This is a genomic window from Candidatus Methylacidiphilum fumarolicum, assembly GCF_949774925.1.
Classification (GTDB): Bacteria; Verrucomicrobiota; Verrucomicrobiia; order Methylacidiphilales; family Methylacidiphilaceae; genus Methylacidiphilum; species Methylacidiphilum fumarolicum.
In genome coordinates, this window is the sequence record NZ_OX458932.1 from 795,436 (window position 1) to 820,955 (window position 25,520).

Consider the following 25,520-nt stretch of genomic DNA (forward strand, 5'->3'; position numbering starts at 1 on the left):
GGAAGGTTATGGATCCGATTGAATTAGAGATATTTAAGTCTCTTTTTATTTATGTTGCCGAAGAAATGGGCGTAACCCTGAGAAGGACTGCTTTTTCTCCGAACATTAAAGAAAGGCGGGACTATTCCTGCGCTATCTATAATAAAGAAGGCTTACTGGTGGCTCAAGGCGACCATATGCCTGTGCATTTAGGTTCTATGCCGATGGCTGTTCGTAGGGTTGTTCGTTCGATTTCCATGAAAAAGGGGGATGTAGTCATTCTCAATGATCCTTTCGAAGGGGGGACGCATCTTCCGGATATTACCATGATAACGGCCGTTTTTATTGACAATGCCGATGGAACCCCTTTTTTTTATGTAGCTTCTCGAGCCCATCATTCAGATATTGGGGGCATAGCTCCAGGCTCGATGGCCTTAACCAGAGAAATATACCAGGAGGGGTTGCGTATTCCTGCAGTAAAACTGGTGGAAGAGGGAAAATGGAACGAACCGCTATTAAATCTTATCCTTTCGAATGTTCGCACTCCATCAGAACGCGAAGGCGATTTGACAGCCCAATTATCAGCAAATCGAGTAGGGGAAAAAAGGCTCTTGGAGATGGTCCGCAAATATGGAAAAGAAAAGATAGCCGAGGCTATGAGCGCTTTAATTGATTACACAGCGAGTATGGTGCAAAAGAGGCTAGAACAAATACCTGATGGAACCTACAAAGCTTTGGATTTCTTAGATGACGATGGGATTTCTCCAGAACCAATTCCTATACAGGTAGCAATTCAAAAGAAAGGCAAGAGTGTTTTAATTGACTTCAACGGCTCATCTCACCAGGTTGAAGGGAACCTTAACGCAGTCTTTTCCATCACTCATTCAGCTGTTGCTTACGTCTTGCGAGCGCTTTTGCCTGAAGAAGTGCCTGCTAATGCGGGAATATTATCCTCCGTGCAACTGATTGCCCCTTCAGGAACTGTAGTGAATGCCATCTATCCGGCTTCTGTGGCTGGAGGCAATGTTGAAACCTCACAAAGAGTCGTTGATGTTCTTCTGAGAGCTTTGCATCAAGCTATCCCAGAGTTGATCCCAGCAGCTAGCAGTGGAACAATGAATAATCTTAGTTTTGGAGGCCTCCATTATGAGAGTGCTGAGCCTTTTACCTATTATGAAACCATTGGCGGGGGGATGGGAGGGGGACCTTTAGGGGATGGGGACAGTGCAGTCCAGACGCATATGACTAACTCTTTAAATACTCCCATCGAAACAATGGAATATAATTTGCCTATCCGAGTGAAAAGGTATGCCATTAGAGAAGGGTCAGGTGGCAAGGGAGAAAAAAAAGGAGGCGATGGGATCATTCGGGAAATAGAATTTCTGCAACCAATGACTGTCTCGATTCTTTCGGATAGAAGAAAATTTGCTCCGTATGGTCTTTTGGGAGGCGAAGATGGTAAACCTGGAGAAAATATTTTAATCCGTCAGGGCCAGGAAATTCGGTTGCCTTCAAAAAAGGTGTTCAGCGTCCAAAAAGGAGATCTTTTAAGAATTGAAACACCCGGTGGGGGTGGATGGGGAATGAAGAAATAAGTTGTTCATAAGAAAAGTTGGGAGAACGAGGGATAGGGAAGAAAAAAATTCCAACTTTTTAATCGAAAACAAGCACTCTAGTGTGAATAGGGGTGTTTGTAAAAAGTTTTGCAGCAAAATCCATAGGCAATCGGATACATCCATGAGAAATAGGTCGGCCTGTGGTTGGCCCACCATGAAAGCCGATACCACTGTTTGTCAAGCGCAGAAAGTAGGGCATTGGGGCTCCTCGAAAATGCCATTTTTTTGAAATTCTTTCTTTAGAACTGCCTGGCCGTAGGATGTTCCCATAACGGTCGACAATATAGCCATAAAGGTTTGAATAATGAATTTTTTCTTTTTCTATGATCTGGTATTCTCCAGCTGGGGTAGAAAAATTTTCTTTTCCTGAAGAAATAATCGATGCGCCAACGAGCTTCCCGTTGGTGCCATAGGCGTAGATTTTTTGTTCCGATAAGCTCACAATAATTTCTGAAATCTGAACCTCCGTTTGGTTTCTAAGCCATTGAAAATTTTTCTCTCTTTCAGCCATCAATCCATGCGTCTGGAAAAAAAGGAAAAAAATAAGACAACAAGGATACAAAAACTGGAGTCTTTTCTTTAGCAACAAAAGGATCCTTTTTTTAATTTCCTGAATTTATATGTTTTTTTTCAGTTATTTTTTTTCAAGGAATTCTTGCTCTTTCAGTATTGGATGAACTTGTTTTTTTTCTTTTCGATATTCCAGATAAAAATACAAAAGCGGTAGCAGTAAAAGGGTTAGGAAAGTTGATGAACCAATCCCTCCAATGACAACAATGGCAAGAGGTTTTTGAACTTCAGCCCCAGCTCCTTTAGAAAGTGCCATTGGGATAAAGCCAAGGCTTGCAACCGCTGCAGTGGTAAGAATCGGTCGAAATCTTAAGTCACAGCTTCTTTCAATTGCTTCTTTTAGTTCATATCCTTCTTGTCGAAGCTGGTTGATAAAGGTGACAAGGATCAAAGAGGCCAGAACGGATATCCCCGAAAGAGCGATCATACCAATGGCTGCAGAAATACTAAAAGGAATATGCAAAAAGAAAAGAGATAATATGCCACCGGTGGCTGCAAAAGGGACACTGGAAATGACAAGAAGACTCTGTTTGAAATTTTTCAGGGCGATATACGATAAAAAGAAGATAAGTAAAAGGCAAGAGGGTACAATAACAAAGAGTCTTTGCCTTGCCTTTATTAAATTTTGATACTGACCGGCATACTCAACATAATATCCCTTAGGGGGATGAATCTGTTTTTCAACTTTTTTTCTGATTTCCTCAACATACCCTTCGATATCTTTCTTTGTGAAAGTGACCATGACAGCACGATATCGAACGCCGTTTTCTCTGAAAATCGATCGCGGCCTTTTATAAATTTGGTAGTGGCAGATAGAGGAAAGTGGCATAACACCGCCAGTCACCGATTTAATGGGCAGATTAAGGACTTCTTCTGGATTTTCTCTAAAGTGTTCTGGAAGTCGGATAGTAATAGGATATCGCTTTTCTCCATCGATCATGAGACCTACAGGGTTCCCAGCCATCGCCGAATATATTGCCGAATTCATTTCGCTTGCCTCGATATTATATTTGGCCATCAACTGTCGATCAGGAATGAATTCTAGAGAAGGAGCGTCTCCTTCGGCTTGAATTTGTGTTTCAAGAGTCCCAGGGATAGATTTGACAATTGCTTCGGTTTGCTTGGCTAAATTGGTTAAAATATCGTAATCTTCTCCAAACCATTTGATCGAAAGATCCGTTCGAACGCCTTCGAGCATTTCATTGAATCGTGTTTCAATGGGTTGGGAAAAAAGGACTTTTTGTCCAGGGACACGGTAGGAAATTTCTTTATTTATCAACTCAATAAGCTCTGCTTTGGAAATCGGTTTTCCATTTTTCTTTCTCCACATATCTTTTGGTTTTAGCATCAAGTAGATGTCATTTTCGTTTGGGGGCATAGGGTCGGTAGCAATTTCTGAAGTGCCTACTCTAGAAAAGATGCATTTGATTTCTGGGAATTTTTCTAAAAGCATCTTTTCAGTCTTTTTTTCCATGGCCACCGAGGAAGGTAAATCACTGGACCAGGCTCTATAGATCATGGCGGCAATAGATCCTTCATCAAGTCTTGGGATGAATTCGGTTCCTAGCCGACTGAAGGCTATAAAGGCGGAAGCTATTAAGAGCAGAGCAGCAGGAAGAACTATCCATTTGCCAGAAGCTAATGTCCAATGTAACACCAAAAGATAGGCCTTTTTAAGCACAGAGACCACAAATGTATCTTTCATCTCCTTTTGAGCTTTTAAACCAAGCACGGCTACGGTTGGGACATAGGTTAAACTCAGCAGGAGAGAGCCAGAAAGAATGAAAATAACAGTTATCGCCATAGGTCTAAAGGTCTTACCTTCGATTCCAGAGAGGGTGAGAATCGGTAGATAGACAACTGTAATAATTAGAATCCCAAAGAAGACAGAACCGATTACTTGCAAAGTAGCATCGAATATTTCTTTTCTTTTTTCTTCTGGACTAATAGGTCGAGCAAGTAAAGCCTCTTTTACAGATAACCTCCGCAGAACATTTTCTGTAACAACGACGGCTCCATCAACGATCAATCCAAAATCAATAGCTCCTAAGCTCATAAGGTTTCCGGAAAGTCCCAACCAACACATAAGAGTGATGGCAAAAAGGAAGGACATAGGAATGACTGAGGCGATAAGTAATGAACTTCTCCAGTTACCCAGTAAAACAAAGATGATTGCAGTGACTAGTAGTGCTCCCTCCGTCAAGTTGTGAGTTACTGTTCGGATTGTGGCATTAACTACCTCTGCCCTGTTGTAAACGGGAACAATTTCAAAGGAAGAGGGAATTCTTTGTTGGATAAGTTCCAACTGCTTGCTTACTCTCTCAGAAACAGCTCGACTATTTTCCTTAATAAGCATCATCACGGTTCCAAGAACAGCTTCTGCCCCATTGTAAGTTGCAGCTCCTACTCGAATGTTGCCTCCCACTTCTACCTTAGCTACATCCCTTACTAATACTGGCTGTGATCCTCCGGCGTATTTAATTGGGATTATCGCAATTTCATCCAGAGTATTCACCCTGCCCAAAGATCTTACTGTAAGCTGTTCGCCCGCTTTATCGATGACTCCTCCACCGGCAATCTCCGTATTTTGGCCAACAATATGCCCAAATTCACCAATCGTAAGCCCCACATTAGTCAGCCGACTAGGATCAGGTTCTACGAGTATCAGCTTTTGATAACCTCCGCTTGTATTTACATCAGCTACACCTGCTACCCTTCTAAGCATTGGCCTAATTGTGTATTCCTGGAGCAGTCGTAGTTCTATCAATTGAAGCAGTTCCGAAGAAGGCTTGTCTGCGCCTTCTTTATAGCGGATAATGTAATTGAAAATTTCGCCCAGTCCTGTGGCTATGGGTGCCATGGTTGGGGTAATATTAGGTGGAATCTTCGAACTGGCTACCAGTAGCCTTTCGCCTACAAGTTGCCTGCTGCGATAAACATCAGTGCCGTCTCTGAAGATTAATGTCACTTGAGAAAGACCGAATTTGCTTAGAGAACGGATCGTTTCTAGCCCTGGGATCCCTCCCATTTCGATTTCTATTGGAAAAGTGATTAGTTTTTCTACTTCTTCTGGAGCAAAAGCGGGAACATAGGTATTAATTTGGACTTGAACATTCGATAAATCTGGAACAGCATCAATAGGCAGATGGAAAAAAGACCATAGTCCGACGATAAATAGAACAATGGCTAAGCCAAGGACAATTTCTTTCTTTTCGATAGATAAAAAAATGATCTTTGTTGGCATAACTTTTCTTTAGTAGGTGGAAGGCCCTCCGGATTGAGACAGAGACAGTTCGAGTAACCAGAGCTGTTTGGCTCCATGTGTCACGACCTCTTGTCCTTTTTCGATTCCTTTTTTTATGGCGGCTATTCCTTGACTGACAAAGGCGACTTCAATCGGTTTGCGTAGATATCTGCCATGACCTAAAAAAAGATAGGAAAAGCAGCCACTGGCGGTGTACAAAACTGCGGATTCAGGAACAGTTACCCAAGTTGCAACCAGCCCCAGGGAAGTTTCAAAGTTTATCCAATCGCCAGCTTGGAGACGCTGTTTAGGATCAGTAATCTGTAAAATGAGTTCCGCTTTTCCTATGACTGGAATGAGCTCTTTGTCTATAAAAAAAATTTTTCCCTCATAGGTAGCCTCTGAGCCTTCCTGTTTGGACTTAACAAGCACGCGTTGACCAACGTTAAGTTTTTCAGAATCTTTAGCATCAATAAAAGAAGTAGAATAGGCAAAACCTTCTTTCAAACCACTCTGCTCGGAAGTTTTTTCCCATGAGACCCTGTAAACTTGACTTTCTCCAAAGTAGAGGGGAGCAATTTCTTTTTCGACGGCTGCCTCTATTTGAATTCCCATTTCTTTTTCTGTGATTTCACCAAGGAAAAGTCCTTTACCAGGAATGAATTGCGGTGGAGAGGATGGATCCAGTCGCGGCAGCGACTCTTCAAAAACAATCTCTGGCGCAGAAGCTCCTGAAGGGTGGTCCGTAGCTTGTCCATAAAGGGAAGGATAAAAGAAGAAAGTCAACCAAGTCATAAGAACAAAAAAGAAAATAAAAAAAGGGGTAAAGCCTGGGAACTTTATTAGGAAGGGGTACAATAAAAAACAGAAGAGCATTGCAGTCAGTAGTATTTATCTTTTTATTGTTATTTTGACCATTCTCCACCAGTAAGGGTTTGTAGGTCATAGAAAGCAACAGCTGCATCGATCTGTGCAGTTCTTAAAGTTAGCGCACTGAAGATATATTGTCTTTGTATTTCTAGGAATGTTTGAACAGGCAGTGCTCCGACTCGATACTGTCTTTCGGCAAGATTGACGGCCGAACGTAGTTCATCCAAAAGAGATAGTGGCTGTTTAGCTAATAAGCTTGTTGCTTGTCTATATACTTCTAATCTGGAGTTGATCGCACTTTGAACCATTCTCCAAGTTGAAGCGAGCATGGAAACCGCCTGCTCTTTTCTTGCTTCAGAGGTAAGAATATTTCCACGGTTCTGATTCCAAAGAGGAACTCCACTAGTAAAAATCACTCCTGGACCAATATTGTTGTTTGTCCCTTTTTCCTGAATGAAATAAGGACCAAGACCAAAATCTGGCATATTCATCAACTTTGCCGAATCGATTACTTTTCCAGCTCGTTCGATTTCCACCACTCGCATTTTGATGAAATTGTTTTGTTTGCTTGCCAAATCAAGAAGCTTTTTTAGATCAGGAACAATAGGCCATTGGACGGGCGGTAAAATATTTTGAGGAAGAGGATGCTCTGGAGGATAGCCAAGAATAGCGTTGAGTTGAGCAAACACTGTTTTTTTTAGTTGTTCCTGTTCCCTGTACATTCTCTGAAAATCAACTAAACTTCCCTGGATTATCCTCAGGTCAAGCAGCCCTTGGATCCCGATTTTTGGGCGTTTTGCTAAAAAATCGATTAGTTCTTTGCTTTGGTTGACAATTTCTTGTGTTGCTTTTGCATTCACATCGGCGACAGCCAGCTGATAAGCAAGGCTTGCCACTTGCGCTCTTAAGCTTAACTTAAATTGATTTAACCAAAGCCTTGCTAACTCTCCATCTTTGTCTGAAATAGCTTTAAGAATATCCATTTTACCAGGAAAGAAAAAGGGTTGAACGATTTCGTATTCCTGGTAAAAACCTGTTGCCCCGCCTGATTTTTCTCCCTGGCTTGGGGAGCTAAACCATGGACCAGCATAGCCAACAATTTCTGGATAGGGTAAAATTTTTGCTTGGATCGATTGACCTTTAGCCGCTTCGATCCCTGCTTCATAATAGAGTATTTCTGGATTCCTCCGGTAGGCTTCTTCTATGAGATTCTGAATCGTAATGGAAAAGTTAAACTGATCTGATTGGCCTTTCAAAGAAGGAGGAAGACAAAAAAAACAGAGACAAAGAACCAAAAGTTCCAGAAGGAAAAAAGGATAAAAAGCCTTAATTTTGGGTTGAGTTTTCATTTTAAAATATAGTTTGGCTAGGTTCTATTCCGACAATGTTCTCTAATTCGTAAAAAGTTGAGAGCAGATCGATTTCAGTACTTCTGATTGATAAAGAAACCGCTAGATATTGTTTTTGGACTGCTAGAAAGCGGTTAATATCAATCGATCCTACTCGATACTGTCTTTCTGCAATAGATGCTGCCTGTTTCAGCTTTTCTAAAATTTTTTCTGAAGGCAATGACAGGAGCTGTTCTCGAGCTTTTTCATAAACAGCAAATCGGGAGCCAAGCAAAGAATTAATCATTTGAACAGTAGCATTGTATATGGAATGAGCTTGGGATACTTTTGCTTGTGCACTGATAATGTTTCCTTTGTTTGTTGTCCAGGCAAATCCGGCTTGACCTGGAACATTTGAACCACTGAAAGGAATCCCTACAGTAAAGGTAATCCCACCTCCCTGATCGGTATTGATTCCTTTGTTGTATTCCCAGAAAGGACCAGCAGTGAAATCTGGATAGGCATTTAGCTTGGCTAAGTAGAGCTCTTTTTCAGCCCTGTGGATTAAAAGATCATTGATAAGAATGGTAGGGTTGTGAGTTAATGCCAAACGTCGTAGTGATTCCAGATTTAGCTTAGGGAAAGTTCTCTCAGGAAGGATGTTCGAAGGTAAGGGGGTTAAAGGAGATTGATTTAAAAGGGCGTTGAGTTGGGATTTGAGAGTAGTCAGGTTTTGTTGCTGATCCCTTTGGCTCTGGAGAAAACTAATTAAACCTCCCTGAAGAATTCTTAGTTCAATAAGACCTTGGATACCAATCTTAGGTCTTTGTGACAAAAAAGCAATCAACGCTGAGAACCTTTCGATGATTTCTTCTGTTACTCGAAGATTTTCGTTGGTAAGGCCTATACTGTAAACAAGGGAATAGACTTTGAAGGCTAAAAATAATTTGTATCTTAAAAAAATAAGCTCAGCAATTTCCCGGTCTAGATGAGCTATTTCTTTATGAGATTTAAGCTTTCCAGGAAATGGAAGGGGTTGGTAAAGTTGGTATAACTGATAGCCATAGGGAATGAAAGCCGAAGGAGCATTAATAGAGCCACTGCTATTCCATGGCCCAATATATCCAATGAACTGAGGGAAAGGAAATAGTCTAGCCTGAATTTGTTGACCTTTTGCTGCTTCTATTTCCATATAAAAATAATGGACAGTGGGATCGACTGTAAGGGCTTGATCAACCAGCTTTTTTAAAAGTCTTTCTTTGTTCTCTGCTCCATATAAGCAATCAAAGGCGACAAAACAGAAAATCCAGGTGCTAAGCAGTTGCATGCCATAACCTATTTTCATGACTATTATGTGGAAACTCATGCCTACTGTTCTGGAAAATAACCAGCTTTTTTAACTATCTTCTTTAGAGAAAACATGGATTGGTAAAGTAAAGAAAGAATAATCGTTTCCATGAAAAAAAATTAATTTTTCTTTTTTGCTAATTTCGACCCATAATAAATGATGAAAGTTGTCTTTCTTCGTCATGGTGAAAGTCTATGGAATAAGGAGAACAGGTTTACGGGCTGGACCGACATTGATTTATCTGCCCATGGAATAGAAGAAGCAGAAAACGCCGCAAGGTTACTAAAAGAAGAGAATTTTGTCTTTGATATTGCCTACACATCCCTTTTAAAACGGGCAATCCGAACGCTTTGGATCGTCCTGGATAAAATGGACTTGATGTGGATTCCTGTGGAAAAAAGTTGGCGGCTTAACGAAAGGCATTATGGGGCACTACAAGGACTCAATAAATCTGAAATGGCAAAAAAATATGGTGAAGAGCAAGTGCTGTTATGGCGCAGAAGCTATGACATTAGACCACCAGTATTAGATTTGAACGATCCAAGACATCCTAAGTTTGATCCTCGCTATAAATCCCTGCCTCCTGAAAGTATTCCCTCAGCTGAAAGTCTAAAAGACACATTAGAGAGAACTGTGCCCTACTGGACAGAGAAGATTCTTCCCGAAGTTCTCTCTGGAAAAAGGGTATTGATTGCTGCCCATGGGAACAGTATCCGTGCCCTAATAAAGCATATCGAGAGTATCAGTGACAAAGAGATTGTTGGAATGAATATCCCAACAGGTTTTCCTTTGGTTTATGAACTCGATGAGAAAGGAAGAAAACTTACTTCCTATTATCTTGGAGATATTCAAGAGATCAAGAAAGCCGAACAAAGGGTGGCCAACCAAGGCAAAGCAACTAGCTAAAAATCAGCTAGTTTTTTTTCTCTGATTCATTGCCACAACCTGTTGGAAGCAGGAGGGAAAACTGGTTGTGTCCTTTTTCATCAATCAAGTAGGTAATTTCTCCTTTATGGGCGAGAACAATTTCCCTACACAAATTAAGACCTAATCCATGTCCAGAAATTCCATGTTCAGTAGCATTCTTCCCTCTGTAAAACCGTTCGAAAATTTTTTTTCTTTCTTCTTCAGGTACTACAGGCCCACTGTTACTTATCTGAAGAAGGCATCGGTCAGTACCTTTAAGTTGCAAGCTCACGCCTATGTATCCCCCAGAAATATTGTACTGAATGGCATTGTCAAAGATATTCCATAAAAGTCGGCGTATGAGGTCTTCGTCGGCAATCATGGGAGTCGATTGGGGCAGTTGCTTTTCAATAGTGATCCCTTTGGAGGCAGCAAGAATAGCGGTGTCTTCTAAAATTTCGTTGAGGATTTGGGATAGGTCAATACGAGTTGGTTTTATAAAAGAACTGTCTCTATCCAAATTAGATAAAAAAAGAAGTGTTTGCGTAATGGAGCTTAAAGATTGTACTTGTTCGTATAAGTTCAGAAACGTTTTTTCAGTTTGACAATCTATATCAGTTCTTTGGAGTGCTGATTCCAACTCGTTTTTTAAAATGGTTAGGGGTGTTTTTAATTCGTGGGAGGCATCAGCGGTGAGTCTAATTTCTCTTTGAAAAGCCTCTTCCAATCTTCCAAGCATTTCATTGAGGATCGTAACGAGTCTTTTAAGATCCGGATCTAGGGCTGGAATGGAAAGTCTTTGATGCAAAGCCGAAGCTCTGATCTGTTCAAGGGTAGAGGTCATTTGACGGATGGGTAGCAAAGCCTTTCTAGAGATCCACCATCCTCCAAATGTGGAGAGGATCAAAGCGAAGGGGGCAGATAGTAGATAGGCGTAGGAAGCTTCCGTGAGGATTTCATAGATCGAAAGCATCTTTTTTCCAAGAGCAAGCTTATAACCGTTCTTTTCAGTATAAAATACGCGATAGAGGCCATCTCCAAGTTGTGCATAAAAAAAACTGTTGATTGCATGGTCTTCAAAGAGGTTTTTACCAGCTAGGAGTGGCGATTTGTAGACCATTGCTGGATCAGAATAAGACAGTTCGAGAATGGAGCTTTCTTCGAAGGGATTAATATTCAAAGAAAAAGAGTCTTTGGAAGAAAAGAAAGAGGCAGGCTTTTCGGTTAAAAGACCGAACAATTCAATGGAATCGGTTTTCAACTCTTGGTCTGTACTTTCAATCAACTCTCTATAGAGGGTCAAGCCAGCGACAATTCCAGATGAAAGAAGAGAGGCTCCAACTAAAAAAGCGGTCCAAAGGGCTATCTTCCAGCCTAGAGGAAGGTTTTTCATAGCAACAATAGAAATGGCCACAGCTGGTTTTCCTAGACGGCTTCTATTTTGTACCCAACACCCCGAACAGTTTGTATCAATTTTTGTTCTTCAAATTCGTCAATCTTTTTGCGCAGCTTTTGGATATAGACATCCACAAGGTTTGTTCCAGGATCAAAATGATAATTCCAAACATGTTCACAAATTTGAGTCCTCGTGAAAACTCTTCCTGGTGTTCTCATTAGTAGCTCAAGAAGGGAAAATTCCTTTGCCGTTAAATCGATTTTCTTTTGGCCGCGGAACACCTCTCTTGTTACCAAATTCAGCGTCAAATTCCCTACTTTATAAACAGAGAGACCGACACCTGCCGTTCTTCGGATTAAGGCCCTTAAACGAGCTACTAGCTCATCCATAGAAAAAGGTTTTGGAAGGTAGTCGTCAGCACCACTGTTCAACCCTTCTATTTTGTCTCTTGTTTGGCTTCTTGCACTCAATAAAAGAATAGGAAGATGAACCCCTTTTTCCCTAACAGCCTTAAGGACACTGATCCCATCTGGTCCTGGAAGCATAATGTCTAAGATCGCTGCATCATAAGGGGTGGTGAGCAATTGAAGAAGAGCCTCATCACCTCGGCTGCAAGTATCAACCACAAAACCCTCTGCTTCCAATCCCTTGGCAATGAATCGGCAGATTTTTCCTTCATCTTCGACGACAAGAATACGCATGCCCACAGTTCTTTCTCAAAGATAGGATTAAAAGCTCTCTTTGGAAAGAGTCAATGTTCAAAAGAAAAATTCCTGTGGATAGAGCACTTCTATTGGTGACATTCCCATATCCCCTAAAAAGGATGAACTTCTAACCCCTTTTCACAAGTTTTGGGCTGTTCCCATAGTAGGGAACCTGCGCCCGTGCCAGTATGTTGCTTGATGTTTGCAATTGAGGCAAGAAAACGTTGGCCCATGTACAGATTGCTACTACGCGGGAGACTACCAGGGCGCACGTAATGTCTTTGGGCAACGACACTATTTGACTATAGCTGATAGGATCCATGTTGATCAAGCCTACACTGTCCTTGTAACTCTCCAATTCATGGGCTTTGCATCGAGAGTTCCTCCCTTTGGGCTTGTGGCAATGGCCACATGCAGTACGCCCTCTTTAGCTGCCAGGTTCCTCCTCAAGTGAAGCACACAATGCGGTATTTACCTGATTTCTGTTGTAGCTAATTGATGTCCTTGCCGTATTCCTACTGGCTTATGCGCTAGCTGTAAGGACGACTTATCCCTCCTCAGAGTTGTCGAAAAAAAGCGACTGTATGCCCTCTTCTTTGCAAAACCTACTAATTTGGTCCATCCCCTTGTGGCGCAAGTCACGCATATGCCGCTTGTGAGGCATTACTTTATAATGCAAACTGAACACCATCAAGCTTTCTTAAGTTCTTGTAAGCACTCATCCAGATTATCCAATAGATTGCCAATGGTTTTAGGGGTCTCATCTCCCATATGAGAAATCCTAAAAGTCTGTCCTTTTATTTTCCCATAGCCTCCATCAATAGTCATGCTAAAACGATTTTTAAGGAGTTGAATCCATTGAGGAATATCAATCCCTAGATTGTTTTTGATACAACTCAAAGAAATCGATTCATATCCAATTTGTGGGAAAAGCTCAAAGCCCCTTTCCTTGGCCCATTGTCTAGTCATCAAAGCCATAGTGAGGTGTCTTTGATACCTGTTTTCAAGTCCTTCTTCGAAAATTTCTGCTATTTTACTTTTCAATGCATAAAAGAGACTGATGGAAGGAGTACTGGGAGTCATGGAATTGTCGTGATTCTTTTGAAACTCAAGGAAATCAAAGTAATATCCTCTGGCTGGTGTTTTTTCAGCTTTAGCCATTGCTTTTTGCGATACGGCAAAAAGAGCTCCGCCGGGAGGCAAAGCCAAAGCTTTTTGAGTGCCCGTTAGCATGACATCTATTCCCAGATCATCAAAAGGAATTTTAAGAACACTGAAGGAAGAGACACAGTCTACGATGAAAGAAACATCTGGAAATTCTTTCATGACGGCAGCGACTTCAAAAAGAGGATTCATCATTCCCGTTGACGTTTCATTATGAATGAAAGTTACTGCATCATATGCGTTCGAATTTAAACGGTTTTTTAAATCACTAGGATCAATTGGCTTTCCCCATGGATACTGAAGCTTATCTGCTTCTTTACCGCAGCGGATTGCTACATCAAACCATTTGTCAGAGAAAGCTCCATTCATACAGCAAAGCACTTTTTTCTGAACGAGATTTCGTATGGCAGCTTCCATGACTCCCCAAGCTGAACTTGTACTGAAAAACACAGGCCTTTGCGTATAGAATAGTTTCTGAAGTCCAGATTGGACTTCACGATAAAGAGCTTGGAAATCCTTGCTTCTGTGTCCGATCATTGGACTTGCAAAAGCTTCGAAAGTCTTTTTAGATACTTCAGTGGGACCAGGTATAAAAAGTTTTATGTGGTTCGACATTCCGTCAAAATATCTTTCTTATGAAAAAAAAGCAAATGATAGTTGTTGTTTTTGAAATCTTGCTTTTGTTGACGTATGGATTGTCCTTTGCCAATAGCCAACATAAGGATCCGCAAATTCATAAACCTTCCATAACCCTTGAAGAAATCGTCAGCCGTGCCATCTCCCAAAACGAGCTTATGACCAAAGCTATGCTTGGGTTGGAGTATCAGGAAAAAATCGAACTTCAAAAATTAGACGCTTTTGGAAAGCCTCTGAAGACAGACCGTCTTGAATTTCTAGTCAAACCTGGAGAGGGCTTTCTTTTGTCAGCTGATCCAAATAGTGGGACTTTGTCTTTCCGAAAGATGAGCACCAAAGACATTCAAAAAGCTCAAACGGCTAACTTAGTCTCAGATTATCTTTCGCTTCGGAATCTTGTTCCCCGATTTGAATTACATTACGAAGGAATGAACCAATGGCATGGACTGGCTTCATACATTATCGGTTTTGATCCAAAACCGAACCAACCCTATCAGTCTAAGATAGAAAAGCTGATCAACTCTGTTCAAGGTAAAATATGGATTAGTAAAGATGATTTTTCAGTTCTGTATGTAGAAGGCAGGCTACCCAAACCGGTAGCCATGGCATGGTTTATTGCGGTTGTCGATAAGCTTGATATTCACTATCACGCCAATGCTGAAAAGGGTCTCTTTGGATATATGCCCTCTCTTTTCGATCTAGAATACCGACTTAAATACATATTTGGACAATCTCATGCTAGACAGATTATTTCAATGAAAGATTTTAAATTGCCTCAGCAGATTGGCAGCAACTAAAAACAAATAACTGAGAAAAAAAGGAACTATGAGCAAGCTGTTTGAGTCTTTTTGTATCCGTTCAGTCCGTTTTAAAAACAGAATTTTCCTTTCTCCAATGTGTATGTATTCGGCTGAAGAAGGATTTGTAAATGAGTGGCATCTTGTCCATCTAGGTTCAAGAGCTGTAGGAGGAGTGAGTTTAGTGATGGTTGAAGCGACAGCAGTCAGTCCAGAAGGCAGAATTACCCCTTTTGATTCAGGTATTTGGTCTGATAGGCATATTGAGCCTTTTATTCCAATCGTCAATTTTATTTCCAAACAAGGCGCGGTTGCTGGGATACAGATTGCTCATGCAGGTAGAAAGGCTTCTACTGATAAGCCATGGTTTGGAGGGGCTCCAGTTCCTCCTGAAAGAAACGGCTGGATCCCTATAGCGCCAAGCCCCATACCTTTTGATGCGCTTTCTCCTACACCCATAGAGATGACCCACAAAGATATCCATAGGGTGGAAGAGGATTTTGCCCGAGCGACACAACGGGCAAGAAAAGCTGGATTCCAAGTTTTGGAAATCCATATGGCTCATGGCTACTTGCTTCATGAATTTCTTTCCCCGCTGTCTAATAAGCGGACTGATGAATTTGGAGGAAGTCTAGAAAACAGGATGAGATTTCCTCTTATTGTTGCGAAGGCTGTTCGATCCCTGTGGCCTCAAGATCTCCCTGTTTTTGTACGCATTTCAGCATCTGATTGGCATAAAGATGGTTGGGATCTTGAGCAGTCGATTTCCTTTTGTCATAAGCTTAAAGAGATTGGAGTTGATCTGATTGATTGTTCTAGTGGTGGGCTGATTAATGTCCCTATACCGGTTGGTTCTAACTATCAAGTTCCATTCTCTGCATCGATTCGTAAACAGGTGGGCATTATGACGGGTGCTGTAGGGATGATCACCGATCCCTGGCAGGCTGAGGGTATTCTTTCTGAAAATAAAGCCGATTGCGTTTTTTTGGCTAGAGAGCTACTCAGAGAGCCTTACTGGGTTTTGAAGGCTGCGAATGCCCTGGGAGTTAAAGTTTCATGGCCCGCTCAGTATTTGCGAGCTAGACCATCGTAATATCGTCATTTTCTTTTTAGAAAAAAGAAATTTTATTTGTAATTGCATATATAGAACCAAGATAATCATAGAGCATGAAAATGAGTTCTAAAGATATTAAAATTGCTCCTTCTATTTTGTCTGCTGATTTTTCTCGGTTAGAAGCCCATGCCAAAGAAGCACTAGATGCTGGGGCAGATTGGCTTCATATTGATGTAATGGATGGTCATTTTGTTCCAAACATTACAATCGGTCCTTTGATTGTCGAAGCTCTTAGAAATTTAAAAAAAGCAACAGGAACAACGTTGGATGTGCATTTGATGATTGAAAATCCTGATCGCTATATTCCTGATTTTGTCAAGGCGGGCGCTGACATTATAACTGTTCATGTAGAAACCTGCCCTCATTTGCATCGGACAGTTCAGTTGATCCATGACTTAGGAGTTAGGGCGGGAGTAACATTGAATCCAGCAACTCCATTGGTGAGCCTTGAAGAAATTATTTGGTATGCTGATTTAATTCTAATCATGTCGGTGAATCCTGGATTTGGTGGACAGGAATATATTCCAACTAGTACAAGGAAAGTGGAACGACTCAGGCAGATGCTTGATGCGGTAAAATCAAAAGCCTGGCTTGAAATTGATGGAGGAGTGAAACCTGCCAATGCTACTGAAATTGTAAGAGCTGGAGCTGATGTATTGGTTGCTGGTTCCGCTGTTTTTAAAGGAAATGTCAAAGAAAATATTTTACAACTAAGGGAAAGTATTGAGAAGGCTTTCCCTTGAGATTGGTTTAGAATGGGTGTAACTAGAAGAGAGACGGAATACGAAAGAAAGGATGCATCCCGATGAACATTGAAGGTGATCAGGTATTGGAAGAAATTTGTAGCTATGCTCTTCATAGCAAGGATTTTAGTGTCAGTGCCATTGAAAATGCCTATCTTTGTTTTTGGGATGCTCTTGCTTGCCTGTTCCACGGGGTTAAATCTGAAGAATGTCGCCGGAGAATGACCCCACTTTTTGATTCTCCTGGAACCTGTGTTATTCCAGGGACTTTGCTTAAGGCTGATCCCCTCAATGCTTCCTATGCTATTAGCTGCGCAGTCCGTTGGCTTGATTACAATGATGCTTGGTTGGCTCAAGAATGGGGGCATCCCTCGGATAATTTGGGTGGAATTTTCGCATGCACACAGTACATGGAGAGGATTAAAAAAGAAAAGATAAGTGGGTTAAAAATTCTGGAATGGATGATCAAAGCTCACGAAATCCAAGGGATCCTTTCCTTAAAAAACTCTTTGAATCGTTTTGGCTTAGACCATGTTGCCTTTGTTCGTGTGGCTTCGGCAGCCATCGTAACATCCATCCTTGGGGGAGGAGAAAGAGAAGTAATGAGTGCGTTAAGCAACAGTTTTGTGGATGGAGCTCCCTTAAGAATTTATCGACATGCACCAGCTACAGGATGGAGAAAGTCTTGGGCAGCAGCAGATGCTGTTCGAAGAGCGGTATGGTTAGCGTTTATGGCGATCAAAGGGGAAATGGCTTATCCCAATGTGCTTTCTCTTCCTCAATGGGGATTTTCAGATGCTCTGCTAAGAGGAGCACCAATCGTTATAGATAGACCACTTTCGCATTTTGTCATGGAAAATGTTCTTTTCAAACCTTTTCCAGCAGAATATCATTCCCAGAGTGCAATAGAAGCAGCTTTGGAACTTAGAGAAGAAGTTCTTCCTAAACTTGAAAAAATACGTCGGATTGAGATTCATACACAGTTGCCGGCGATCAGAATTATTCATAAGCAAGGTCCTCTTCACAATCCAGCCGATCGTGATCACTGTTTGGAATACATTGTAGCCATAGCTCTGTTGTACGGCAGGGTGACTCAAGATCTATACGAAGATGAGGTGGCAAGAGATCCGCGGATTGATGCGCTAAGAAAAAGGATGGTAACTATTGAGGATAAGGCCTATACCTCCGATTATTATGATCCAGAAAAGATGGCTGTTCCTAATGCCATACAAGTGTTTTTTGAAGATGGCACTGCAACGATAAAAAAAGAGATCCTCTATCCCCTTGGACATCCTAAAAGAAGAAATGAATTTCAAAAGGTATTGTTGCAGAAGATAGAAAGTTCTTTGGATAATCTTTTTTCTGAAGAAAGAAAAAAACAAATTCTCGATCTTTATCTTAATAAAGAAAAGTTTTTTTGCAAAAGCTCATCTGAACTGGCTTCTCTATTTGTTCCAGATATTTAGACACCTGTTCTTAAAAGATTCATAATTAAAAATCAATTCAATGGACTGTTGTTACTTCCGAGCAACAGACACCATGCTCAGTGCTGCATTTATAGGTAAAGTAACTCAACGTGGCAGGCAGGGTTAGAAGTTTGGGGTTATTGCTTATTTTGGTTTGGTTTTAAGATAGTGCAAGATTGGTTATTGCTCATAAAGACTGGCTGGCTTTCTTTTTATCGCTTGCATAGCAACTCCAAGTGATTCATCGGTTAGGTCTTAATTCATTAACTTTGACTAGCAAAAGAGCGTTAGGATGCAGCAATAAAGCATCTTTTTATGACCCTGTAGTGTTTAACCCATCTTCCGCAAGTTTTTGACCATTTTGTTGATGTATCAATGACTTATGTATATTTGTGTAGGCCTCAATAATTTATTATTTTTCTATTATTTTGTAGGCATCGTAGTGGAAAAATGTTAGCCTGATAGGCATGTACTTGCAGGAGGTCCGCACACGCCACAAAGGGAAGATTTACAGGTCCTATATTGTCCGAGAGTCCTACCGGGTGGGGAAGCAGGTGAAGACACGCCGGATCGCCAACGTGACCCGGTTGCCGGAAGAAGCTCGGGAAGTGCTGGCGGCGGCCTTGCAAAAGAAGCGTCTTGTCCCTGTAGAGGGGCTCGAAGTCCAGGAGGCACTTGATTACGGAGGATTGGCCGTTCTCGAAGAAGCCTGGGGTCGCTTTGGCCTCGATGAAGTCTTTGCCAATGTTGGCTCGGAGCGGAAACGAAGGCTTTTGAAGGCGATGATTTTTGGCCGGATTCTCTTTCCTTCCTCGAAGCTGGCCCTTCGGGAGGAAGCGCGGGGGACTCTTCTGTCCAAGGCTTGTGGGCTCGAGGAGAAGGATCTGGATGAGGACGAGCTCTACCGGGCGATGGATGAGTTGAACGGCTGTTGGAGTGGGATTGAGAAGAAGCTTTACCAAGGGAGTCAACCGCAGGGGGCGAGCCTGGTGCTCTACGATCTATCAAGTGTTTACTTCGAAGGGGAGGGTCCTGAGGGACTGGCGCAATATGGCTATAGTCGGGATCACCGGCAGGATCGGCGACAAGTTCTTCTGGCGGTGGCTACGGATGGTCGGGGGATTCCGTTCCATGTGGAAGTGCTGAGAGGGAATCGGGCGGACCGCACGACCTTGACGGGGCTCTTGGTCACGCTCAGACGGAGGTTTGGGATTCAAGAGGCGACCTTCGTCTTCGACGGGGGGAGGAGGAGTTGTTGGAACTTGGAGATCCTGACTGGCATGGAGCTGGAGTACGTGACCCGGTCGACTCGGGCCAAGCTTCAGGAGATTCTCAGTCGTCTGCCTGAAGACCGGCAGCTTTGGCTAACGGACCGGACGCGGGTACTGGAGATCGAACAGGAGGGAGTGCGCTATGTCATTGCGGGAGGAGAATGGCGGGCTCAGCGGGATCGCGAACGGCGGCAAAGCCGCATTGCCCAAGCAGAAGAGGTGCTCCGCCAGATCACGAAGGCGGCACGCCGAGGGGTGAATCCCGTGAATCTCGGCAGCCGGGTCGGCCGAGCGTTGCAGAGGCTCCAAGCGCACAAATACTTCCAGTACGGCGTCGACGCAAGCGGCCGGTTCTGGTGGAAACTGGATCAGGAGCGGGTCAAGGAAGAAGAGGCGACTGACGGCTGGTATCTCTTGGAGACCAATCTCCCGGCGACCAAGGCTTCGGGCCAGGCGGTGCTCACCCACTATAAGCAGCTGGCTGTGGTCGAAGCCGCTTTCTCGGAGCTCAAGAGTTACCTGGAAGTCCGTCCCGTCTATCACTGGCGACCGGACCGGGTCCGCAACCATGTAAGGATCTGCTTCCTGGCCTTCTGGATAAGTGCGCGGCTCGGAGCCGAATGGGGGGCTAAGGGCTTTACCGAAGAGGTGCCCAAGGTGCTTCGGCGTCTTCAGACGATCCGCTTGGTCAACCTCTCTCTAAAAGGACAACCGCTGATTGGGCTCTTCTCTCAGATTCCCCCAGAGTTGAATGCCCTACTTCAAAAGCTCGATCTACTTTCTCTCTTCACTTCTCCGCCCAAGTGGGCAATGTAGGCAGAAAGAAAAATCTATTTCGTTCTGTTGCAATCACTTATGACGCAACGTTGCGGAAGATGGGTTAATCTACAAACACCATTCTCAATATGCTCTAACAAAATATCTCTTTAAATCTTATTTTTAAGGAATATATTTTCCAATATTTTCTCTTATAAGGAACATTATGAATTGGACTATAGATCCTACATTTTATCCCTCTGCAAGGTTGGCAATGGATGCGCCACCAGAAAAACTTGCTTATGTAGTGGCTTTTAATCCTAAAGCTCTATCTTCAGATCATCCGAATAAAGATAGAGGAGACGTGTTGGCTGTGATCGATGTGGATCCTGATTCTAAAAGTTACTCTCAAATCCTTAGCTTGTTGGAAGTGCCTTACAGCGGTGATGAGCTGCATCATTATGGCTGGAATGCTTGTAGCAGTGCACTTTGTCCGAATGCTCCGCATCCGCACCTTGAAAGAAGATATCTTATCGTGCCTGGATTAAGATCTTCCCGCATTTATATTATCGATACAAAACCTGATCCAAGTTTCCCATCGATTTCCAAGATTATAGAACCAGAAACATTAATGAAGAGAACTGGATACTCCCGACCTCATACCGTCCATTGTGGGCCTGATGGAATTTACATCAGTGCTTTAGGCAATAATAAAGGCGAGGGGCCAGGAGGAATTTTTGTTATGGATCATTTTTCTTTTGAGCCTTTGGGGATGTGGGAAATAGACAGAGGTCCTCAATATTATGCCTATGATTTTTGGTGGCATATCAACCAGGATATTCTTTTGAGTAGTGAATGGGGAACTCCACCTATGATAGAAAATGGGGTTGTGGGGAGCCTCCTAATGGATGGTCAATATGGTCACAGCCTTCATGTTTGGGATTTAAGAAAAAGAAAGCATTTAAAAGCTTTAGATCTGGGAAATGAATATCAAATGGCTTTAGAAGTAAGGCCTGCACATGATCCTAGGAGACTCTATGGATTTTTGGGAGTAGTAATTTCTAGGAAAGATCTATCCGCTTCCGTATGGTTATGGTTTAAAGAAAAAAACGATTGGCAGATTAAAAAAGTAATTGAAATTCCAGCTTTGAAAGCCGATCCAGAAGCGCTTCCCCCTCTCTTACAACCATTTGGTATGGTCCCTCCTTTGGTGACAGACATCGATCTTTCTTTAGATGATAAATATCTTTATGTTTCCTGCTGGGGAACTGGAGAACTGCATAAGTATGATGTCAGCGATCCCTTTCATCCTGTTCTTGAAGGTTGTATTAAAATTGGAGGGATTGTTGATAGAACGCCGCATCCAAAAAAACCGCAAAAGCCGCTTCTTGGTGGTCCTCAAATGGTAGAAATCAGTCGAGATGGCAAAAGAATTTATTTGACTAATTCTCTTTACTGGGCTTGGGATGAACAGTTTTATCCAGCTGGAATAGAAGGTTGGTTAGTAAAGATTAAGGCTGAAAGCTTTGAGTTGGAAAAGGATTTCTTTGTGGAATTCCCAGGATTTAGACCTCATCAAGTCCGGCTCCAAGGGGGTGATTCATCAACAGATTCTTTTTGTTTTCCATGAGCATTGAAAGCCTCGGCTACTATCTTGGAATAGGTATTTTTCATGGACTAAATCCAGCAATGGGTTGGCTTTTTTCGGTTGCTCTTGCCCTACAGCATAATAGTTTCAGATGGATCATTCGGTCAGCCATAGCCTTATTAACAGGTCATTTTTTGTCGATAGGCTCCTATTTTGCCTTCTTTTTGCTTTTGGGAAAATGGGTTTCTTTACAATGGATTAAGTGGATAGCTGTTATAGCTTTATTCAGTTTTGCATTTTACTGGCTCATTCGTGCAAGGCATCCTAAATGGGTTGGGATGAATGTCGGTGTAGCCGATCTGATCTATTGGTCTTTCCTGATGGCTTCTGCTCATGGGGCTGGTTTGATGCTCCTTGTTGGCTCCTCTCTCTGCGGTCGATCTTTTGCTTTTTGGCTGCAGCCATCTGGTATTACTGCACAACTTTTTATTCCCCCGGCGATTCATACCCTTGGCTATTTTTTAGCGGTTTTTGTCATTGCTACTATTGTGTATAGGAGCGATCTTTTGAAAGTGCTTTATAGAAAATGGATCAATTTTGATTTGCTCTGGTCGGCTGCTCTGTTCGCAGCAGGTAGCTGGATTGCTTTAAACTAGGAGCATCCCAATATAGTTATAATCGGCAGGGCGGATCACCATTCGCCAAAGAATTTAGACCACTAACCGGTCAGAACATCAACAAGCAATATCAAAAAGCATTGGAAAGGGAAGAGGTCTTCCAAACGGACTCAGGCAAACCGGCGATCCTACCCTAGTGAGGATACTGTACGAGGGGATTGGAAAAAGTGGATGGGATCGCTCCGCAAAAGTCTCCACTGCCAGGAAATAAGTGAGAAGGATCAGTGACACGCACTGGAAAGGTTTTTTTAGCCTAAGGCAAGGGGTGCCGAACAGCTAGCTTATGTTTGGTCAAAATGGGCTGATTTTGGGGTGCTACAGAGGAGAGAAAGAGATTATTATAAAAACATAGTGCTACATTGTGAATAACTTTTTTTAAGTTATTTCTCTATTATCCTTGCATTTGTTGGCGTTTTTAGATAATGTCTCTTTATGTTTTTGCGGATCGTGCCAATTCGGCAGCCAAACGGGAAGATGGACTAGTATGTTTGGCTGGTGGAGAGCTACTACGATCGAGGGAAGATTAAGCAGCGGCCGATTGCCAATCTTCTAGCGGAGGAGCTTTTGGCTCTGCATGTGGACTGGCTTGTGGAGCTTTGGAGGAAAGAGCCTCGGAAGATGACGGGGAACTTAGAGAAGGAATCAGTGGAGGCTTATAAGTTCTTTTGTGCGCTAAGAATCAGCTCCTTAGAGCCTTGGAAACTCAAAAAAAGAACCTCTAAAACCCCCACATAGTGACACATTGAAAAAATGACCATTGATAATCAATAACTTACGAAATTTTCACCAAACATGGGTTAGCTCAAGATAATAAAAAGCGTTCGATGGCGCATAAAATCATTGAAGATTCCTTTATCTTTCCCTACCTCTCTTTTCCATCGATTTTCCTATAAAGTTTGGATTATAGAAGTAAAAAGGGGAGGGGTGGGCTGTTTTTTCTATCTCTTCAATGATTTTTTCTGGGTCTTTCTGCTCTACTTTTCTATTATCCCTACGGATTCCTAGCTCTTCATAGATTTTGGCAACCGTTTCTTCTACGCTAAGGGCTCTTTTTGACTGAGAAGCTTGCTGTTTTTCTTCTTTTCTTTCTTTATCTGGCTCAGCTCTTTGCTCTGATACTTTTTCGATACCCACCCCTTGTACTGGCGGCATTGCTTTTTCTTCAGTCCTTTCCCTTTGTTTTTCTTTCTGCAGCTGTTCTTCTTCTGCTGCTTTTGCGGCTCTTAGGTATTCATGCTTGTAAAGAGGGGCAGGTTGAGACACTCTATCGATCAACTCTTGAGCCCTGTCCGAAGCTATTCCTCCAAAAAACCCACCCATACCCATTCCTAGCAAGCCTCCCGCTATTGTCCCTGTCCCAGGAAAGATAAGCGAGCCTAGGGTTGCTCCTGCTGCCCCTCCAACACTACTTCCAATCAGCGGTAGCCCTATCCTTGCCACCGCCTTGCCTATAGCTTCTCCCCACTGGCCTGTTTCCTTCCCTTCAGTTACGGCAGCTTTTGCTTCTTCACCCACGCCTAAAACTGTTGCAAGCGGACCTAGCCAGCCTAAAACCTTTGGAATTTTTCTTCGGGGCTTAATTTTTTGGCGATCATAATTCTTTTTTGCATATTCATACTCTTTATCATTAAAAATGTGATTCCCAGCCTCTATAAAATCATTTTTACCAATATCACTACATTTTCTTCGGTCAAAAGCCCTTATCTTCCCAATGACTTGTATGGGATCAAGAAACTGAAAAAAAGGATACTCAAAGGTTCTCCCCACTCCAAAGCGAGGATAGCCTTCATACCTTTCTCCTAACTTCCTCAGTGTTTCCTCAATTTTATTGTCAATGTACTGGGTTTTTAATTCATGAATATCCACGGGCATAAGCATAATATTCTCGCTGCCATTGGGGTTTTCTAGCAATCCTGAAAGAAACAAGGGGATGATATGATCCAATTCCCAGCCTTCGGGAGGATGATAAATTATCTTCCCTGATTTGGTTTTCTCTACCATTGCGTCTATATCCTCCTGGGGGATGCCTAACTTCCTTAAGTCTTCTTGACGATAGGTATATAGGTCTCTGAGAAGGCTTGGCTTATGGTTATTTTCGAAGTCCTCCCGCAGTTCTCTTGTTCTTTCTGGGCTTACTCTTTGGACCTTGCCGAGCCGAACCGCTTTCTCCCATGAAAGTTTCTTTTCACTCATTGGTCATGTCCTTTTTCTTTTCAATAGGCCATGACCTATGGAGCGGTGGCAGAAGGATCACTTATTCATATAAAAAATCTCCTTTAAGAAGGAACAAAGATCAGGATATTCCTCTTTAAGATCATGAAAATAGTGATGAAGGGTAAAGAAGCAGTGGGTACTCATATCATAGGCGCACGTAATTTCTAGAAAATTCCTATGCTGTCCAAAGATGAAATAATTAGGATTAAAGAACATTTCTTTTGCTTCCTCATCGTCCCATTTTAACACCCTGTAGTAGCGATTATGAGGAATAAGAAAATCCTTATTAATAAAATAGAGCTCCTCATCATGTTCTTCGCTCTTTAGCCATTCCACAGGAGAGTCTTCGTCAGGGATATGAAAAAAAGTGTATAAATCACTCCTGAACCCATTGCTGAAAGCCAAAAATTTCTTATAAAACTCTGGAATGGGCACTCCAAATTCCTCGCGGAACTGTCGGTCTGCTTTTTCAATGGCTTTGAAAGAGGCCGGCGGAAGAAAGGAGGTTTCGTAGGTGTACTCAAAAGTACTCCTTATTTTTTGAATCAGCTCAATCTCCCTGGGCTCCAAAAGCCTTGGTGCCGTATAAAGATGACGGAAAAAATACTCTACTTCCTCTTTGAGTAGCGAATAGAGATCCACATAAAACACTTTGATCCCTTCCGGGGGGATCTTTTTTACCCCCTTGGGATAAATTACTCCCATAGGTCCCAAGTAGTATATATAATAACGCTGGGATACCCCATCGTAATTATATCTCCGGCCCTTACACCTGCCTAATTGTAGGTGATACGGAGGAAGCAAGTCTGGAAAACGGGCTTTCAGCTCTGAGTTTGTCTCAAGAAGGATCTCCGCACTATAAAGCCAACCATAGCCAAAACTAATGAACTTGGCATAAGCTAGAAAGTCTTTATAGTCCTGGGGTAGGGCTACCCCAAATGTCTCTTGGCAGGCTTTGTCTAATTGTTCAATAGCCTCAGGAGCGGCCGGAGGATCTAATTCGATATAAGGATGCTCTTTTTGACAGGACTTAAGCTTTTCCAGTAAAGCTTGGAACTCTGGAGTAATTGGCATAGATTTCCCTTTCTTTTTTCTGTTTTTTTATGCGCAGCACAATAAACTACCATCACTAA

General features: G+C 42.4%; 20 protein-coding genes. 10 read left to right on the forward strand and 10 right to left on the reverse strand.

The window, feature by feature from the left end:
- Positions 1–8: 8 nt before the first annotated feature.
- Complete coding sequence (locus QOL44_RS03555) at positions 9–1,574, forward strand: hydantoinase B/oxoprolinase family protein (RefSeq protein ID WP_009060783.1); 1,566 nt, start codon at positions 9–11, stop codon at positions 1,572–1,574.
- Between the two features lie 58 nt (positions 1,575–1,632).
- On the opposite strand, the gene QOL44_RS03560 is transcribed toward QOL44_RS03555, so the two are convergent.
- The 5 genes from QOL44_RS03560 to QOL44_RS03580 form a co-directional block, all read right to left on the reverse strand.
- Complete coding sequence (locus tag QOL44_RS03560; protein WP_134372525.1) at positions 1,633–2,106, reverse strand: L,D-transpeptidase family protein; 474 nt, start codon at positions 2,104–2,106, stop codon at positions 1,633–1,635.
- Positions 2,107–2,229: 123 nt separating this feature from the next.
- A complete protein-coding gene (locus QOL44_RS03565) occupies positions 2,230–5,409 on the reverse strand; it encodes an efflux RND transporter permease subunit (RefSeq protein WP_009060779.1) in 3,180 nt (1,059 codons plus the stop codon).
- 9 nt (positions 5,410–5,418) lie between these two features.
- Complete coding sequence (locus tag QOL44_RS03570) at positions 5,419–6,204, reverse strand: efflux RND transporter periplasmic adaptor subunit (protein WP_228343262.1); 786 nt, start codon at positions 6,202–6,204, stop codon at positions 5,419–5,421.
- Between the two features lie 110 nt (positions 6,205–6,314).
- On the reverse strand, positions 6,315–7,628 hold the full coding sequence (locus QOL44_RS03575; protein ID WP_009060775.1) for a TolC family protein: 1,314 nt from the start codon (positions 7,626–7,628) through the stop codon (positions 6,315–6,317).
- Position 7,629: 1 nt separating this feature from the next.
- On the reverse strand, positions 7,630–8,952 hold the full coding sequence (locus tag QOL44_RS03580) for a TolC family protein (RefSeq protein ID WP_228343261.1): 1,323 nt from the start codon (positions 8,950–8,952) through the stop codon (positions 7,630–7,632).
- A gap of 159 nt (positions 8,953–9,111) precedes the next feature.
- Here QOL44_RS03580 and gpmA point away from each other — a divergent pair, with 159 nt between their 5' ends.
- Positions 9,112–9,861 carry a 2,3-diphosphoglycerate-dependent phosphoglycerate mutase gene (gene gpmA / locus QOL44_RS03585; protein WP_009060771.1) on the forward strand — a complete coding sequence of 250 codons (750 nt, stop codon included), beginning with the start codon at positions 9,112–9,114 and terminating at the stop codon, positions 9,859–9,861.
- A gap of 7 nt (positions 9,862–9,868) precedes the next feature.
- Here gpmA and QOL44_RS03590 read toward each other — a convergent pair whose 3' ends face one another.
- From QOL44_RS03590 to QOL44_RS03600, 3 genes are all read right to left on the reverse strand, one after another.
- The gene (locus QOL44_RS03590; RefSeq protein WP_045086945.1) at positions 9,869–11,254 is read right to left on the reverse strand and encodes a HAMP domain-containing sensor histidine kinase; all 1,386 of its coding nucleotides are present in this window, start codon (positions 11,252–11,254) and stop codon (positions 9,869–9,871) included.
- A gap of 32 nt (positions 11,255–11,286) precedes the next feature.
- On the reverse strand, positions 11,287–11,958 hold the full coding sequence (locus QOL44_RS03595) for a response regulator transcription factor (protein ID WP_009060767.1): 672 nt from the start codon (positions 11,956–11,958) through the stop codon (positions 11,287–11,289).
- A 693-nt stretch (positions 11,959–12,651) separates the two neighbouring features.
- Positions 12,652–13,740, reverse strand: coding sequence for a pyridoxal-phosphate-dependent aminotransferase family protein (locus QOL44_RS03600; protein ID WP_009060765.1), 1,089 nt, complete (start codon positions 13,738–13,740; stop codon positions 12,652–12,654).
- A gap of 20 nt (positions 13,741–13,760) precedes the next feature.
- On the opposite strand from QOL44_RS03600, the gene QOL44_RS03605 reads away from it, so the two are divergent.
- The 8 genes from QOL44_RS03605 (at position 13,761) to QOL44_RS03640 (ending at position 22,908) form a co-directional block, all read left to right on the forward strand.
- Positions 13,761–14,558 (forward strand): hypothetical protein, encoded by a 798-nt coding sequence (locus QOL44_RS03605; protein WP_009060763.1) that lies wholly within the window; start codon positions 13,761–13,763, stop codon positions 14,556–14,558.
- Between the two features lie 28 nt (positions 14,559–14,586).
- Positions 14,587–15,651, forward strand: a complete 1,065-nt coding sequence (locus QOL44_RS03610; protein ID WP_009060762.1) for an NADH:flavin oxidoreductase/NADH oxidase — start codon at positions 14,587–14,589, stop codon at positions 15,649–15,651.
- Positions 15,652–15,725: 74 nt separating this feature from the next.
- Positions 15,726–16,415: a ribulose-phosphate 3-epimerase gene (gene rpe / locus QOL44_RS03615; protein WP_009060760.1), complete on the forward strand. Its 690-nt coding sequence runs from the start codon at positions 15,726–15,728 to the stop codon at positions 16,413–16,415.
- A 62-nt stretch (positions 16,416–16,477) separates the two neighbouring features.
- Positions 16,478–17,881, forward strand: a complete 1,404-nt coding sequence (locus QOL44_RS03620) for a bifunctional 2-methylcitrate dehydratase/aconitate hydratase (RefSeq protein WP_009060759.1) — start codon at positions 16,478–16,480, stop codon at positions 17,879–17,881.
- 467 nt (positions 17,882–18,348) lie between these two features.
- The gene (locus QOL44_RS03625) at positions 18,349–19,968 is read left to right on the forward strand and encodes an IS1634 family transposase (RefSeq protein ID WP_045086694.1); all 1,620 of its coding nucleotides are present in this window, start codon (positions 18,349–18,351) and stop codon (positions 19,966–19,968) included.
- 166 nt (positions 19,969–20,134) lie between these two features.
- Complete coding sequence (locus QOL44_RS03630; RefSeq protein ID WP_009060014.1) at positions 20,135–21,538, forward strand: selenium-binding protein SBP56-related protein; 1,404 nt, start codon at positions 20,135–20,137, stop codon at positions 21,536–21,538.
- Positions 21,535–22,152, forward strand: coding sequence for a hypothetical protein (locus QOL44_RS03635; protein WP_009060012.1), 618 nt, complete (start codon positions 21,535–21,537; stop codon positions 22,150–22,152). The genes QOL44_RS03630 and QOL44_RS03635 overlap by 4 nt, the downstream gene beginning before the upstream one ends.
- A 516-nt stretch (positions 22,153–22,668) precedes the next feature.
- Positions 22,669–22,908, forward strand: coding sequence for a hypothetical protein (locus tag QOL44_RS03640; RefSeq protein ID WP_009060010.1), 240 nt, complete (start codon positions 22,669–22,671; stop codon positions 22,906–22,908).
- Between the two features lie 117 nt (positions 22,909–23,025).
- On the opposite strand, the gene QOL44_RS03645 is transcribed toward QOL44_RS03640, so the two are convergent.
- Both QOL44_RS03645 and QOL44_RS03650 read right to left on the reverse strand, forming a co-directional pair.
- The gene (locus QOL44_RS03645) at positions 23,026–24,366 is read right to left on the reverse strand and encodes a hypothetical protein (RefSeq protein ID WP_045086693.1); all 1,341 of its coding nucleotides are present in this window, start codon (positions 24,364–24,366) and stop codon (positions 23,026–23,028) included.
- Positions 24,367–24,423: 57 nt separating this feature from the next.
- Entirely contained in the window at positions 24,424–25,461 is a 1,038-nt protein-coding gene (locus QOL44_RS03650; RefSeq protein ID WP_045086692.1) for a hypothetical protein, read from the reverse strand.
- Positions 25,462–25,520 lie beyond the last annotated feature (59 nt).

Bases quoted from the DNA above. Each gene is read 5' to 3' on its own strand.
- QOL44_RS03605 (WP_009060763.1), top strand. From the start codon at position 13,761: ATGAAAAAAAAGCAAATGATAGTTGTTGTTTTTGAAATCTTGCTTTTG.
- QOL44_RS03600 (WP_009060765.1), bottom strand. From the start codon at position 13,740: ATGTCGAACCACATAAAACTTTTTATACCTGGTCCCACTGAAGTATCT.
- QOL44_RS03625 (WP_045086694.1), top strand. From the start codon at position 18,349: ATGTACTTGCAGGAGGTCCGCACACGCCACAAAGGGAAGATTTACAGG.
- QOL44_RS03620 (WP_009060759.1), top strand. From the start codon at position 16,478: ATGAACATTGAAGGTGATCAGGTATTGGAAGAAATTTGTAGCTATGCT.
- QOL44_RS03580 (WP_228343261.1), bottom strand. From the start codon at position 8,952: ATGAAAATAGGTTATGGCATGCAACTGCTTAGCACCTGGATTTTCTGT.
- QOL44_RS03560 (WP_134372525.1), bottom strand. From the start codon at position 2,106: ATGGCTGAAAGAGAGAAAAATTTTCAATGGCTTAGAAACCAAACGGAG.
- QOL44_RS03565 (WP_009060779.1), bottom strand. From the start codon at position 5,409: ATGCCAACAAAGATCATTTTTTTATCTATCGAAAAGAAAGAAATTGTC.
- QOL44_RS03650 (WP_045086692.1), bottom strand. From the start codon at position 25,461: ATGCCAATTACTCCAGAGTTCCAAGCTTTACTGGAAAAGCTTAAGTCC.
- QOL44_RS03635 (WP_009060012.1), top strand. From the start codon at position 21,535: ATGAGCATTGAAAGCCTCGGCTACTATCTTGGAATAGGTATTTTTCAT.
- QOL44_RS03575 (WP_009060775.1), bottom strand. From the start codon at position 7,628: ATGAAAACTCAACCCAAAATTAAGGCTTTTTATCCTTTTTTCCTTCTG.
- gpmA (WP_009060771.1), top strand. From the start codon at position 9,112: ATGATGAAAGTTGTCTTTCTTCGTCATGGTGAAAGTCTATGGAATAAG.
- QOL44_RS03570 (WP_228343262.1), bottom strand. From the start codon at position 6,204: ATGACTTGGTTGACTTTCTTCTTTTATCCTTCCCTTTATGGACAAGCT.
- QOL44_RS03645 (WP_045086693.1), bottom strand. From the start codon at position 24,366: ATGAGTGAAAAGAAACTTTCATGGGAGAAAGCGGTTCGGCTCGGCAAG.
- QOL44_RS03630 (WP_009060014.1), top strand. From the start codon at position 20,135: ATGAATTGGACTATAGATCCTACATTTTATCCCTCTGCAAGGTTGGCA.
- rpe (WP_009060760.1), top strand. From the start codon at position 15,726: ATGAAAATGAGTTCTAAAGATATTAAAATTGCTCCTTCTATTTTGTCT.
- QOL44_RS03595 (WP_009060767.1), bottom strand. From the start codon at position 11,958: ATGCGTATTCTTGTCGTCGAAGATGAAGGAAAAATCTGCCGATTCATT.
- QOL44_RS03590 (WP_045086945.1), bottom strand. From the start codon at position 11,254: ATGAAAAACCTTCCTCTAGGCTGGAAGATAGCCCTTTGGACCGCTTTT.
- QOL44_RS03555 (WP_009060783.1), top strand. From the start codon at position 9: ATGGATCCGATTGAATTAGAGATATTTAAGTCTCTTTTTATTTATGTT.
- QOL44_RS03610 (WP_009060762.1), top strand. From the start codon at position 14,587: ATGAGCAAGCTGTTTGAGTCTTTTTGTATCCGTTCAGTCCGTTTTAAA.